A 14,439-nucleotide genomic window follows, 5' to 3' on the forward strand; every position below is an offset into this window, starting at 1 on the left:
CATGCGCTGCCCACTCCCGATGGTGCTGCTCCTCGCCGCGGCCTGCAACAGTGCCGGTGCGAAGGTCGCGCTCAATGTACCGGCCATCGACACGCTGCCAGGCGGGATCGTCCGCGTTCGCAACAGCGGGCCGACGGAGTGGGCCGACACCAGCGGCTGGAAGCTGGTGCTCGAGCACACCTTCACGATGGCCGACGGATCGCCGGGGCAGCTCAACGACCCCGGCGCCATCGTCGTTGACAGCAAAGGCAATTTCTACATCCTCGACCAGAAGCCGGCAACGATCAAGGCCTATGGCTCCGATGGCGCGTTCCTTCGCACCATCGGGAAGGATGGCAGCGGACCGGGCGAGTTCCGTCAGTGGGGTCTGTTGATGATCGCCCACGATACGCTCGTGGAGCATGACCCGCGGCAGTCGCGCACCTCGCTCTTCACCACCGATGGCCAGTTCATCCGTGTCTGGCTCACGCTCTGCTGTCACTCGCGGCCAGTGAGCGCCGATGACAACGGCCTGATCTCGATTCCAGGCAGCATCAAGATCGACACCACCGCTGGCCGCAAATCACTCTTCGCCGGTGCCGGCTTCGTCCGCTTCCGCCTGGACAGCACGGTGGCCGACACCGTCCTTTTCCCCACCGAACCCGTGCGCAAGCTCTGGGAATTTCACAACAAGCAGAACAACTCGAGCTGGTCGATTCCCTTCACGGCGGGCACGTCATCGCGCCTCGATCGTGCCGGGCGATTCGTCTGGGCCGATCAGGAGAACTACCGCTTCATCATCTCGAAGACCGGGCTCGACACCACCCGCATCTTCGAATCGGTGCCAGGACCAGTCGCGACGATTCCGGATTCACTCCGCAAGGAACAGTTCGACAGCTACACCAAGGGGAATCCTGATCTCCGCGGCATCGCGAAGATGGCAGACATTCCCACCGTCTATCCGGCCTGGACCACCTTCGTGGTTGACGGCGCCAACAACCTCTGGGTCCTGCTGCCAGGTGCGAAGGGCCCGGGCACCTTCTGGGACGTCTTCACGGCCGACGGTACCCTCCTCGGCCGGGTGCCGGCCACCTTCTCCGAACCGTGGCGAACCTTCTGGACGCGAGACCACGTCTATTCGGTGGAAGACGACGAGTCGACCGGCAGCACGGCCATCAAGGTCTACCGTATTGACAAGGGCGGGAAGCGCTGAGGGTGTAAGGAACGACACACCTTCTTCATATCTCAGCAGTAGCATCGAGGGGTTCGTGGCCGGGGACCCCCTCCCCTCGCAGCCCCATTCCGGAGCTATCTTGAAGCTCAATTTCCCCCAACTCCGAGCCCGATGCGCACCCCCCTCGCGCGTTCGTCGCCCCAGATTTCCTTCCGCCGGCCCCGAGCCGTGCGTCTCTCTACTCCTCTCGTGCATCCCCCGGGGGCTGGCGTCTTTTCGCCGGCCACTCGACACCCTGTGAGGCCTTCGATGAAGCCTGCTCGTCCGCTCGCCGTCCTTTTCCTCGCCGCGATCACATTCGGCGCCTGCAAGAAGAAGGATGACGCCGCGGCCAACGGGCCTCCGGCCGATTCGACCAAGGGGGCCTCGACGCTCGCCCTCGATGTCGTGGGCGAGCCGGTGCGAAAGGGTGACCTCGTCCTCACGGTGACTGCCACGGGCCAGATTCGCTCCGACGCCGTCTCCAACCGGAAAGCCGAAGCGACTGGCACGGTGGCCGAAGTCCTGGTGCGCGCGGGTGATCGGGTGAAGCGCGGGCAGGCGCTGGTGCGCCTCGACCCCAGGCCGCTCGACCTTGATGTTGCTGCGGCCGAAGCGCAGGTCTCTTCGGCCCGGGTGAAGTTCACCACCGAGATGAACGTCGATTCGATCGCGAGCGGCCAGGCACCGCCGGCTGCGCGCCGCGCGTACGCCCTCGCAAACTCGGGCCTCACCGGCGCCGAGGTGGCGCTCGACAAGGCAAAGCTCGCGCGCGAAAACGCGGTGATCACCGCTCCGTTCGATGGTGTGGTCGACAAGATCAACGTCGCCGTGGGTGATCGCGTCGGAAATGGCCAGGATATCGCGACCATCGTCGACCTGACCAATCTCCGCGTCGAAGCCGCCGTGCTCGAGCACGACCTGCCGCTCCTCCGCGTCGGCGGTGACGCGTATGTCACCATCGCTGCCGCGCCAGACAAGCCGGTGCGTGGCACCGTCGCCGCGATTCTGCCGCTGGTCGACACCGTGACCCGTGCCGGGCGCGCCGTGGTGCGCATCCACGGCGATGGCACGCTGCGCCCCGGGATGTACGCCGACGTCCGCCTCGAGTCGGCCCGCCTCCCGAACCGCATCGTGGTCCCGACCAAGGCGATCATCGAGCGCGAGAATCGGCCGCTGGTCTTCGTGGTGAAGGACGGACGTGCCGAGTGGGTCTATGTGAATCCGGGCCGCCGCTCGGTGAATGAGACCGAAATTCTTCCCGACAGCGCGAGCAATGAGATCCCGCTCAAGCCGGGCGACATCGTGCTCACCGATGGTCATCTCACGCTGTCGCACCAGGCGCCGGTGCGCCTGACGCGCAAGCGCGAAGCCGACCAGCCTCACTGACCGGGGCTCCCGCGTGTCCTTGAGTACTACGGCGCTCCGGCGCCCCGTCGCGACGATGTCGGCGACCCTCGCCCTGATCCTTCTCGGCGCAGTGTCGCTCGGCAAGATGCCGGTGTCGCTGCTCCCCGATGTCGCCCTGCCGGTGCTGACGGTGCGCACCGTGTACGATGGCGCGGCACCGGAAGAAGTCTCGCGCTTCATCGCCGAACCGATCGAAAAGGCCGTGGGCAACACCCCCGGCATGGTCGAGATGCGCTCGGTCTCGCGCAATGGCGAGGGCACCACGACGCTCCGCTTCTCGTGGGGCACCGACATGGCAAAGACCGTGTTGGCCGTGCGCGAGAAGCTCGATAACGCCCGCAACTCGCTCCCGACCACTGCCGCGCGCCCCACGCTGCTGACGTCAGACCCGGGTGAGCGACCGATCGCCGTGCTTGCGCTCACCGGCCCGGGAGATCTCCGCGCTGTCGCACGCGCCGCGCTCGACGTGCACGCTCGCCGGCTCGAGCAGATCACCGGAGTCGCGTCGGTGGCCGTGGTCGGCGAACCCGCAGATGAAATTCGTGTCGACGTTGATGCTGAGCGCATTCGTGCCCTCGGCCTCACCTCCGACGACGTCGCCAACGCGGTCAAGAGCGCCAACGCGATGGCGACCGGCGGCACCATCCGCCGCGGTCAGTTCCGCTTCCCGGTGCGCACCTTCACCGAACTGCGCGACCCGGCCGACATCCGGAACATACCGGTCGGCCCGTCGAGCAAGCATGTGGTGATGGGCGACATCGCGACCGTGACACCGGCCAGCGCCGACCCACGCACCATCGTGCGCCTCGACGGCGCCGAAGCCGTCGGGCTTGTGGTCTACAAGGACGCCGGCTCCAACACGGTGGCGGTCACCAAGGAGCTGCAGAAGACGCTCGACGTGCTGCGGAAGGAATTCCCGAAGGTCAAGATCCGCCTTGTCGCGGCGCAAGCGCAGTTCGTTCAGGACGCGCTCTCGAACCTGTCGCAGGAAATCATCGCCGGCGGCATTCTCTCGATCCTGCTGATCCTGGTCTTCCTGCGCGACTGGCGGATGTCGCTCGCCATCGGCCTGATGGTGCCGCTCTCGGTGCTGGTCTCGCTCACCCTGCTGCAGCTCTTCAACGTCACCATCAACATCCTCTCGCTCGGCGGACTCGCACTGGCCGTCGGTCTTCTCGTCGACAACGCAATCGTCGTCGCCGAAGCGACCGGGCGAATGCGCGATGAAGGGGTCGGCTTCTGGGAATCGGCACGCCTCGGCACCGAGGAAGTCGCCGGACCGCTCTTCGCCGGCACCCTCACCACGGTGCTCGTCTTCGGACCGATCGTCTTCGTGCAGGGGCTCGCGGCCGCGCTCTTCCGCGATCTCTCGATTTCCGTGGTACTGACCGTGAGCGCGTCGCTGGTGATGGCGCTCACGATGATGCCGGTGATGATGACGCTCGGCCATCGCCGCGAGCGCGGCGAAGAGGGCGGCGAACAGCTTGGCGAAAGCAGTGGTGCCGCAGAAGTCATCCCGAAGCACGCCGAGGTCGACAACCGCAAGCTGACGCGGTGGGGCCACGAACTCGCCGAGATGTACGAGGCGGGAATGGAGTGGTCGCTCAACAACCCGAAGAAGGTCTTCGTGACTTCGATCGCGGTGACTGTGGCCACCGTCTTCATCACCATGGCGCTTCCCCGCGAGATTCTGCCACAGGTCGACGAAGGGACGGCAGTGGCCGAGATGCGCCTCCCCGCCGGTACCGCGATCGAGGAAACCACCCGGCAGGCCGCCCGCATCGAAGCCGCCGCCGCGAAGCTCGGCAGCAAGGGCGTCTACGTGCGTGTGGGCGTCGCGTCGGACGAAGAAGTGCTTTCGGGTGCGGAGCCGGGTTCCGCCGGGACCGCTACCTTCGTGATCCCGGTCCCCGATGGTATGGTCGCGACGAAGTTCGCCGACGCGCTCCGCCGCGCCGTGCCCGACCTCGCCAACGGTTCGCTCTCGCTCGACCTCGCAGGGCAGTCGGAGTTCGGTTCACTGATCGGTCGCGAAGGGCGCTCGGTGAAGGTCGAAGTGATGGCTCCGAAGATCGAGACGGCAGCCGCCGCAGCGGAGCAGGTGCGCACGGCACTCTCGAAACTCAAGACCCTCGCCGACGTGCAGGATGCCTTTGCCGGTACCCAGCCGATCGTCGAGGTCACCCTGCTCCGCGACCGGATCGCCCAGCGGAACATCCAGATCAGCGCGGTCTCGAATGCGCTCAAGGGCGCCCTCGGTGGCGTGCCGGCCGGCGACCTGCGCGAGACCGATCGTCGCACCCCGATCCAGATCCGCTACTCCGGTCTCTCCAACGAGAACCTCGATGCCGCGCTCGCGAGCACGGTGCAGGGCGTTCCGGTGGGGCAGCTGGTGAGCATCCGCGAAACGCGCGCCCCGATCGAAGTGGTACGCATCGGACAGCGACCGGTCTCGGTCGTCGAAGGTGTGGTCGAAACCGGCGGCACTGCGAGGGCGGCGGCCGATGTCGAGAAGGCGATGACCGCACTCAAGTCACAACTCGACCCGTCGGTGGAGTGGGCGGTCACGGGCGCCGACACCGAACAGCGGAAGACGTCGCGCGAACTCAGCATCGTGGCGCTGCTCTCGGTGGCACTGATGTTCCTGGTGCTCGCGGGCGAGTTCGCCTCGTTCACCACGCCGCTGCTGATCATGACGACGGTGCCGCTCGCCGGCGCCGGCGGCATCATCGCACTCTGGATCACCGGTCAGTCGATCAACGCCGTCTCACTCATCGGTATCGTGGTGATGATCGGTATGGCCGACAACGAGGCGGTGGTCAAGCTCGATGCGATTCAGCGCTTCCGGGATGCGGGTCACCCGATTCACGAGGCGATCCTGCTCGGTGGCCGTCAGCGACTGCGCGCCATCGCGATGACCTCGCTCACGACCATCACCGGCGTCCTGCCGCTGGTGTTCAACTGGGGCAGCGGCGGTGCGCTCTATCAGCCGCTCGCAGCGGGCATCATCGGCGGTTCTGTCTCGGCGCTGCTGGTGACCTTCTTCCTGCTGCCGACCGCCTACGCCGTGATCGAACGACGCAAGGAACGGAAGGCGCTCGCTGCCGCGGCTGCGATGGAGGCGATGGCATGATCCACTGGGCCGCGACTCGCCCCGCCGTGGTCTGGGCCTTCGCGGCCGGGCTCGTTATTGCCGGCGGCGTGGCATTCACCAAGCTGCCACTGGCAACGAAGACCACGGTCGACCTGCCGACCATCAGCATCAGCGCCATCTGGCGCGGCGCGTCGCCTGAACTCACCGAGACCTACCTCACCTCGCCGATCGAGGCAGCGGTGCAGGGTGTCCACGGCGTCCGGAAGACCTCGTCCACCTCAAGCGAGCGTGGCGCATCGATCCGGGTGGAGCTCGATCCGGAAGCCGACATCACCATGGCGCGACTCGCGATCCTCGAGCGGATGGAAACACTGCGTCGCGAGCTTCCCGCCGCCGCGCAGAACACGGTCAGCGTCAGCAATTACGTCCCTGAGGAGCTCGACCAGCAGCCGTTGCTCGAGGTGAACATCACGGGCCCGTACACCCCTGGTGCATTGCAGCGGATATCGAAGGATCAGGTGCAGCCGCGCCTCGAGGCGTTGCCGGGCATTGCCGGCCTCGGCCAGAACGGTGGCGCGACCAACGGCGTGCTCCTCTCCTACGACCCGAGTCGCCTGCGACAGCTTGGCATCAATCCGTTCCTGCTGGTGCAGGCGGTGGATCAGGCCAAAGTTGTCGAAGCGCTCGGCGTGACCCGTGACGGTTCGACTGAGCGCCATGTCTCGCTCCGCGATGTGCCGCATGCCATCGAAGACCTCGAACGGCTGCCGATCCGCGGTCCTGGGGGCCAGGTGTACGCGTTGGGAGAGCTTGCGGCGATTCATCCCGAGGAAGACAGCCGCGGCAATTTCTATCGCCTCAACGGTCAGACGGCAGTCACCCTCTCACTGCAGCGGCAGGCAGGCGCCGACGCCATCAAGACCGCAGCTGCTGCGCGCGCCGTCCTCGCCGAGATTGCCCCGACGCTGCCGCCTGGGGTGCACCTGCGGATCGAGCGCGATGAGAGCATCGACCTCGACAAGGAACTCAACGACCTGCTGCTGCGCGGCGGGATCGCCTTCGCCGCCGTGCTCCTGGTGATGATGCTCACCCTGCGCGAGGTCGGCCGCTCCTTCCTCGTGCTCGGCAGTGCGGTGGTTGCGATCGCCGGCACCGCACTCGGCCTCTACCTCTTCAAGATTCCGGCAAATCTGCTGACGCTCGCCGGCCTCGCGATGGGAATCGGCATCCTGGTGCAGAACGGGCTCGTGGTGGTCGAACGGATGCGGATGGTGCCGAACACGCCCGAGGCGCGCGCTGCAGCCGGCTCGGCGATCGGCCCCGCAGTTATCGGCTCGACCCTGACCACCGCCGTGGTGCTCTTCCCATTCCTGTACCTGCAGGGCAATGCCCGCGCGGCCTTCATGCCGTTCGCCGCAGCGTTCACGCTGGCGCTGTTCTGGTCGGTCATCACGGCACTGGTGCTCGTGCCGGCCGTGGGCCGCGGCGGTGGCGGACAGAAGCGTGGCTGGAAGCGCCTCTCGCACGCCTATGAGCGCACGTCGTTTCACCTGCTCCGCTGGCGCTGGGCGACCATCACGCTCACGGTCGCGATCATCGGCGTGCTCACCTGGGGCTTCATCAAGAAGGTCCCGCGCAACAGCTGGGGTGGCTACTGGGGCGGCGGCCAGCGCACCACGGTCTCTGCGCGCGTGAGCTTTCCGCGCGGCTCCGACCCCGAAGACATTGAACGAATCGTCTCCGAGCTCGAGCGCGTCGCGGTGGGCCGCGAGGGCGTGGCGCTCGTCCGCTCGAACGGCAACGGGATGGGCGGTGGCGTGCTGGTGGAGTTCACGAAGGAAGGCGGCCTCACCGACATCCCCTGGGTGATCTCCGATGCGATGACGCAGCGCGCGGTCCTCATTGGTGGCACCGACAACGTAAGCGTCTCACCACCGCAGGGCCCCGGCTTCAACAACAGCTCCGGCGGCGGTTCGATCAACAAGCAGGTGAAGATCCTCGGCTATTCGTTCGAGGGGGTGAAGAAGGTCGCCGAGGACCTCAAGGCGCGCCTCGACCGGATTCCGCGCGTGCGCGAGGTCAACATCAATACCGCCGGCTGGTTCAATCGTGAGCGCGCCGTGTCGATCGCCCTCACTCCGGATCGGCAGGCGCTCGGCCGGATCGGCGCGACTGCGCAGGATTATGCCAGTAGTGTCGCGCGTGAAGTGCAGAACGCCTCGGGCGGCACCGAACTCGAAATCAACGGCGAGACCGTGACCGCCAACGTTCGCGCTGCGGGTTCGGCCTTCCGCCAGCTCGACCAGCTCCGTGCGGGGCAGGTTTCCAATCCCAACGGCGCACCGGTCCGGATCAGCGATGTCAGTTCGGTCGAGGAGGTCGAGGGACTCTCGCGCATCGAGCGTGAAGACCAGCAGTACGTCCGCATTCTGAGTTACGACTTCCGCGGTCCGCAGAAACTCGCCGACCGCACTCACAAGGCGTTCATGAGTTCGATCACCGTGCCGCCGGGCTACACCGTCAATGACGATCAGGGAAAGTGGGCCGACGACGAATCCTCGAAGGGACTCTGGCTCGTCTTCGGTATCGGCCTCGTGCTGGTGCTGCTCGCCGTCGCACTGGTCTTCGATTCGGTCTGGGCGGCCGGCATGGTCTTCCTCTCGCTGCCGATGGCACTGGCCGGCGTGGTCGCGGCCTTCTGGATCACCGGGAGCGCGTTCACGCGCGAGGCGGCGGTCGGTGTGATTCTCGTGGTGGGGCACGCGGTCAACCAGTCGATCCTGCTCATCGATGCGGTGTTGCTCGCGCGCCGTCGTCACGGCGGCAAGGCGACCGGCGCCGATGTGTTGCGCGCGATGATCGACCGCGCGGGCATGATCGTGATCGTCACCCTCACCACGACTGCCTCACTGATCCCGATGGCGTGGGGCACCGCCTCCGACACGATGTTCGGCGCCATCGCCCTCGCAATGGCTGGCGGGATGTTCGCGGGAACACTCGGCGCCCTCTTCCTCCTCCCCGCATTTCTACTGGGATTTCGGCACCGGAAGTGGGGGCGACGCCGGAAGAAGCCCCCCGCGGCACCGATGCTGGCCCCTGCCCCGGAGCTTGCAGGCAGCTGAGTCCGGGGTCGCAGCCGCCATTCAACAATTAGTATCCGGTGGACGTACGATGAGGGATCCCTTGGGGATCCCTCGATTCGGCCCCCGTGCACTGGATACTCCCTGATGCCACGACCCAATGATCTCGCCACGTATGCAGTACTTCTCGTGGTCGGGACTGCAGCCTGCACCAAGAAGAGCCCTGCCCCGTCCGCGCCTCCCCCGGTATCCGTTGCCTCAGCAACGCGTCAGGATGTCCCGCTCCTGGTCGAAGCGACCGGGACGGCCGAACCGACCCGTTCGGTCGCGATCGAGGCCCAGGTTGGTGGCGTCCTGACCCGAGTCGCCTTTTCCGAAGGCCAGCCGGTCACCGCCGGGCAGCTCCTCTTCGAGATCGATCCGCGACAATACCGGGCAGCGCTGAGCCAGGCCGAAGCGGCCCTCGCCCGCGACGCGGCGCAGGCCGCCGCCGTCCTGCTCGACCTCAAGCGGGTCGAAACGCTCTCGGCCCAACAGTATCTCACCCAGCAACAGCTTGATCAGGCGCGCGCCAATGCCGCGACCCAGACGGCGACACTTCGCCTCGATTCGGCCCAGGTCACCCAGGCGCAAATCAATCTCCAGCGCGCATCGATCACGGCCCCGATCAGCGGCCGCGCCGGCACCTTCCTGTTGCGCGAAGGGAACCTCGTGCGCGCCAACAGTGGCGAACCGATGGTGGTGATCAACCAGATCTCGCCGATCCGGGTGCGCTTCCCTGTGGCCGCCGACCAGTTCGATGCCGTGCGGCGTCGGGCCAGCGGCAGTCTCGTCGTGACCGCGACCGCCATCTCTGACTCGGCTGCCTCCGCGCCGCAGACCGGACGCCTCGTCTTTCTCGACAACGCGGTGGATCCGACCACCGGCACCGTAGCGCTCAAGGCCGAGTTCCCGAATCCGGGCGGCGTGCTCTGGCCGGGAGCGCTGGTGCGGGTGACGTTGCGCCTCGAGCTCGAACGGGGCGTTGTCGTGGTGCCGCGCGCCGCGGTGCAGAACGGTCAGTCGGGGACAGTGGTGTGGGTCATCGATTCAAGCAGCACCGCGCGCCTGCGACCGGTGCAGGTGCGCCGCACCACCGACTCGCTGGCGGTGCTCAACAGCGGCATTCATGAGGGTGATCGGGTCGTGATCGACGGGCAGCTCAAACTCGTCGACGGCAGCAAGGTCTCGGTGCGGGGTGCGGAGAAGTCGAAGTGAATCTCTCTGCGCCGTGGATTCGCCGGCCGGTGATGACGACGCTGATCATGGCCGGCCTGCTCGTGTTCGGCATCGCGTCGTATCAGCGCCTCCCGGTGGCCGACCTCCCTACCGTTGATTACCCCACCGTGTCCGTCAACGCCTCGCTTTCCGGCGCGTCGCCCGAGACGATGGCCGCGGCGGTCGCCACGCCGCTCGAGAAGCAATTCTCGACCATTGCCGGCCTCGACGCCATCACCTCGACATCGCAATCCGGTGCGACCTCGATCACGCTGCAGTTCGGTCTCGATCGCAGCGTCGACGCGGCGGCCGCCGATGTGCAGGCGGCGATTGCCCAGGCGCAGCGCACCCTGCCGCGCGACGTGCTGCCGCCGTCGTACCGCAAGGTCGACCCGTCGGCCGCACCGATCATTCTCTTCGCGCTGACTTCGCCTACACTGCCACTCGCGACCCTCGACAACTACGGCCAGACCGTCATTGGCCAGCGACTCTCCACGGTTGCCGGCGTGGCGCAGGTCCAGGTCTTCGGCTCGCAGAAGTACGCGGTTCGCATCCAGCTCGACCCGCAGGCGCTTGCGGCGCGCGGCGTCGGCATCGACGAGGTTGTCACCGCGATCGGCGACGGCAACGTCAACCTCCCCACCGGCATTCTCTGGGGCACCGACAAGGCCTACGCGGTGGAGGTCGATGGTCAGCTGCGCAACGCGGCAGCACTGCGCCCACTGGTTGTGGCGTGGCACGGTTCCTCCCCTGTCCGGCTCGGTGACCTCGGCCAGGTGCTCGACAGCGTGCAGGACACCAAGGCAGCGGCGTGGTACAACGGCACCCGCGGCATCGTGCTCGCGGTGCAGCGGCAACCCGGCACCAATACCGTTGCCGTGGCGCAGGCAGTCCGCGACGAGATGGCGCGCCTCGGCAGCCAGCTGCCCCCGTCGGTGAAGGTCACCACGATCTATGACCGTTCGGTGTCGATTCAGGATTCGGTGCACGACGTGAAGTTCACGCTCTACCTCACGCTCTTCCTCGTCGTCTGCGTGATCTTCGTCTTCCTGCGCAACGTCTCTGCCACCATCATTCCGTCCCTCGCGCTGCCGATGTCGCTCATCGCGACCTTCGCCGCGATGGACATGCTGGGCTACTCGCTGGATAACCTCTCGCTGATGGCGCTCACGCTTTCGGTGGGGTTCGTCGTCGACGACGCGATCGTGATGCTCGAGAACATCGTCCGTCACACCGAGATGGGGAAGGACGTCCGGACCGCGACCTTCGACGGGTCATCAGAGATCGGCTTCACGATTCTCTCGATGACGCTCTCGCTCGTGGCCGTCTTCATTCCCATCGTCTTTCTCGGCGGGCTGATCGGTCGGCTCTTCCGCGAATTCGCCATCACCATCAGCGTCGCCATTCTCGTGTCGGGGTTTGTCTCGCTCACCCTCACACCAATGCTCTGCTCGCGCTTCCTGCGGATGCAGGCGCACGGACACGGCGCGCCCGAAGCGAAGGGCATCCTCGGCCGACTCTTCGCCTTCACCGAGGGCGTCTACAGCGGCGCGTTGAACTGGTACGAACGGACCCTGCACAAGGTGATGGCGCGCCCTCGCCTCACGCTCGCCTTCTCGGCACTCGTCCTCGTACTCACCGTCGGGCTGGCGCGGTACGTCCCCAAGGGCTTCATCCCCAGTGAAGATCAGGGCCAGTTGCGGGTCACCACCGAAACGGCGGAGGGGTCATCGTTCGAGACGATGATGCGGCACCAGGTGCTCGCGATGGACATCATCAAGAGTGACAGTCGTGTGACTGGCTTCTATTCGGCGGTTGGCGGTGGTGGTGGCGGCGCTACCTCGAATCAGGGGCGGATGATCCTTCACCTGGCCGATCGCGCCGACCGCGACGTTTCAGCCGACCAGCTTGCCCGTGAACTCACGGCCAAGCTGGCCAAGGTGCCTGGCCTGCGTGCCTTCGTGCAGAACCCGCCGGTCATCAACATCGGCGGCCGGCAGTCGAAGAGCCTGTACCAGTACACCCTGCAGGGCTCCGACATCGACGAGCTCTATCAGACGGCGCAGGTGCTGGAGGGAAAGCTGCACGACCTGCCCGGGCTTCGCGACGTGACCAGCGACTTGCAGATCAAGAATCCGCAGGTGCGTGTCGATATCGACCGCGAGCGCGCTTCGGCGCTCGGCGTCACGATGGAGCAGGTGCAGACCGCGCTCTACAATGCCTATGGCGCGCGTCAGGTCTCGACCATCTACACCGATGACAACCAGTACTGGGTCGTCCTGGAGTTGCTGCCGCAATACCAGCACGACCTGTCGGCCTTGTCACTGCTCTCGGTCCGCGGGAAGTCGGGCAACCTGGTTCCGGTGAACGCACTCGCGAAGATCACCGAAGGCGTCGGGCCGCTCACGGTGAACCACTCGGGCCAGCTCCCTTCAGTGACGCTGTCGTTCAACCTCGCGCCGGGTGTCGCCATTGGCGATGCCGTGACCGCTGTCGACAACCTCGGCCGGCAACTGCTGCCGCAGTCGATCACGGCAGCGTTCAGCGGGACGGCCCAGGCCTTCCAGGATGCTCAGCGCGGGCTCTCGGTGCTGTTGCTGCTGGCGATCGTGGTGATCTACATCGTGCTCGGCGTGCTGTACGAGAGCTTCATTCATCCGCTGACGATTCTCTCCGGGCTCCCCTTCGCCGGTTTCGGTGCGCTGCTCACGCTGGCCATCTTCCACATGGATCTCTCGGTCTATGCCTTCGTCGGCATCATCATGCTGATAGGCCTCGTCAAGAAGAACGCGATCATGATGATCGACTTCGCCGTGGAGGCCGAACGCATGCACGGCAAGGCACCGCACGATGCGATTGTCGAGGCCTGCCTCGTCCGCTTCCGGCCGATCATGATGACCACGATGGCCGCCCTGATGGGCACCCTTCCGATCGCCCTTGGTGCCGGGGCCGGGGCCGAGTCGCGTCGTCCCCTCGGCGTGGCCGTCGTAGGTGGCCTCGCCTTCTCCCAGTTGATCACCCTCTTCGTGACGCCCGTGGTCTACGTCTGGCTCGACCGCTTCCGGAAGCGTGATGAGGTGACGACGGGGAACTGACGGCCGACGGTCCCGTCGGGCTCTTGCCCCGGCGGTGCGGAGGGCGCAATGCTTGTGGCACACCCCGACCGGGAGTGTCTCGATGCTACGATGGCTGCTCGCCTCGTTGTTGCTCACGCCGTCGTTCGCCGCCGCGCAGGACCTTACCCCCGAAATCGGGGAACTGCGTCGACGCGTTGCCGCCATTCGAAGCAGTCTCCCAGCCATCACCGAGGCCGCGGAGTATGCCGCGCGCATCTTTGGTGCCGACTCCACCGCGCGCTTTCTGGTTCCGAAAGGATTCGACGCTGCCGCGTGGATGGAGTGGTACTGGCGTGCCGGTGGACCACCGGAGACTGGAAACGCCGATGATCCGGCAGCTCGTGGAGTGGTAATCCTCCCGATCCGCTCCTGGGATCAGGGGCTCGCTGCCGCGATGCTCGTGGAGCGATACCTCGGTCAGGGGCGACCCGTCGTGACCATCGGATCAACAACGGATCGGCCGACGCTTCGACTGGGACAGCGGGTGCTCGACAACGGGGCACCCGATGGCTCAAGCTCCCACGCCGCGATGAACGGGGTCGCAAACATCATTGTGGGTTGGACACTCTACGTCGAGTTCGTTGCCGCTGCGACGCGCGGAGGGTGGCAAGCAGGCTCGTACCGCTCCGTGCTCGCGCCGGGGGCAGAGGGCTTCAACGGCGGGGTCCGGTTCAGGATGTTCACAGCACCGGAGCCGCCGCGTGTGGCTGCCGGAACCCTTGGCGCGGCCTACCTGGATGCGATCGATGCCATTCTTGCTGCGGATGCCACGCTCAGCCACCAGGCCCTGGTCCGCCGGGCCGCTGACTCACTCCGCGCACGCCGAGCCCGCGGTGGGCAATTGCTGGTGGCGACGTGCGGCCACTATCTCTCGGATGAGCTGCCACGCGACTCCGTCGGCTCGCCTTTTCGGCACGTCGAGTGGCGGTGGGACATTGCCGGCAAGCTCCGAGAACGGGAAGCACGCGCGGGCGACGGTATGCTCTGGCTCGGCTACGCCAACTATGACTGCCCCAACGTCGCCGTCGCCGACATCTTCCAGGATGCCGGACTCGGGGTGGTGGCCCTCAGCCGGGACATCGCGCCAACACGACCAAACGTGATGGTCCAGCTGCCGATGCAGTTCCCGGCACTGGATGCCGCCGTCAAGGTCCCCTTTCCCCCGGGCCTGATCGGGGCCACCGCGTCGGTGGAGCTGGGATTGCACTACCTCTGGATCAAGCGGCTGGTCGGGGGTCAGCGCACCCCGCCGTAAGGCATCCCCTAAGCTGTGACATTGCAACAACTTAG

7 protein-coding genes are annotated in these 14,439 nt (G+C 66.3%); all 7 read left to right on the forward strand.

Annotation, left to right across the window (positions count from 1 at the left end; translation table 11 throughout):
• The first annotated feature begins 1 nt into the window (after window position 1).
• The 7 genes from V4558_05050 to V4558_05080 all read left to right on the forward strand — a co-directional run bounded on the left by V4558_05050 (window position 2) and on the right by V4558_05080 (window position 14,404).
• The gene (locus V4558_05050) at window positions 2–1,192 is read left to right on the forward strand and encodes a hypothetical protein (GenBank protein MES2304849.1); all 1,191 of its coding nucleotides are present in this window, start codon (window positions 2–4) and stop codon (window positions 1,190–1,192) included.
• A gap of 270 nt (window positions 1,193–1,462) precedes the next feature.
• The gene (locus tag V4558_05055; GenBank protein ID MES2304850.1) at window positions 1,463–2,581 is read left to right on the forward strand and encodes an efflux RND transporter periplasmic adaptor subunit; all 1,119 of its coding nucleotides are present in this window, start codon (window positions 1,463–1,465) and stop codon (window positions 2,579–2,581) included.
• A gap of 13 nt (window positions 2,582–2,594) precedes the next feature.
• A complete protein-coding gene (locus V4558_05060; GenBank protein ID MES2304851.1) occupies window positions 2,595–5,735 on the forward strand; it encodes an efflux RND transporter permease subunit in 3,141 nt (1,046 codons plus the stop codon).
• Entirely contained in the window at window positions 5,732–8,818 is a 3,087-nt protein-coding gene (locus tag V4558_05065) for an efflux RND transporter permease subunit (protein ID MES2304852.1), read from the forward strand. The genes V4558_05060 and V4558_05065 overlap by 4 nt, the downstream gene beginning before the upstream one ends.
• A 105-nt stretch (window positions 8,819–8,923) precedes the next feature.
• Entirely contained in the window at window positions 8,924–10,033 is a 1,110-nt protein-coding gene (locus V4558_05070) for an efflux RND transporter periplasmic adaptor subunit (GenBank protein ID MES2304853.1), read from the forward strand.
• Window positions 10,030–13,128 carry an efflux RND transporter permease subunit gene (locus tag V4558_05075; GenBank protein MES2304854.1) on the forward strand — a complete coding sequence of 1,033 codons (3,099 nt, stop codon included), beginning with the start codon at window positions 10,030–10,032 and terminating at the stop codon, window positions 13,126–13,128. Before V4558_05070 ends, V4558_05075 begins: the two co-directional genes overlap by 4 nt.
• Before the next feature lie 82 nt (window positions 13,129–13,210).
• Window positions 13,211–14,404, forward strand: coding sequence for a hypothetical protein (locus tag V4558_05080; protein MES2304855.1), 1,194 nt, complete (start codon window positions 13,211–13,213; stop codon window positions 14,402–14,404).
• Window positions 14,405–14,439 lie beyond the last annotated feature (35 nt).

The sequence above is a fragment of the Gemmatimonadota bacterium genome (genome assembly GCA_040388535.1).
In the GTDB taxonomy this organism is placed as follows: domain Bacteria; phylum Gemmatimonadota; class Gemmatimonadetes; order Gemmatimonadales; family GWC2-71-9; genus Palsa-1233.

What these genes read in the sequence shown, in the direction of transcription:
- V4558_05050 (MES2304849.1), top strand. Translation starts at nt 2, where the DNA reads ATGCGCTGCCCACTCCCGATGGTGCTGCTCCTCGCCGCGGCCTGCAAC.
- V4558_05055 (MES2304850.1), top strand. Translation starts at nt 1,463, where the DNA reads ATGAAGCCTGCTCGTCCGCTCGCCGTCCTTTTCCTCGCCGCGATCACA.
- V4558_05065 (MES2304852.1), top strand. Translation starts at nt 5,732, where the DNA reads ATGATCCACTGGGCCGCGACTCGCCCCGCCGTGGTCTGGGCCTTCGCG.
- V4558_05070 (MES2304853.1), top strand. Translation starts at nt 8,924, where the DNA reads ATGCCACGACCCAATGATCTCGCCACGTATGCAGTACTTCTCGTGGTC.
- V4558_05080 (MES2304855.1), top strand. Translation starts at nt 13,211, where the DNA reads ATGCTACGATGGCTGCTCGCCTCGTTGTTGCTCACGCCGTCGTTCGCC.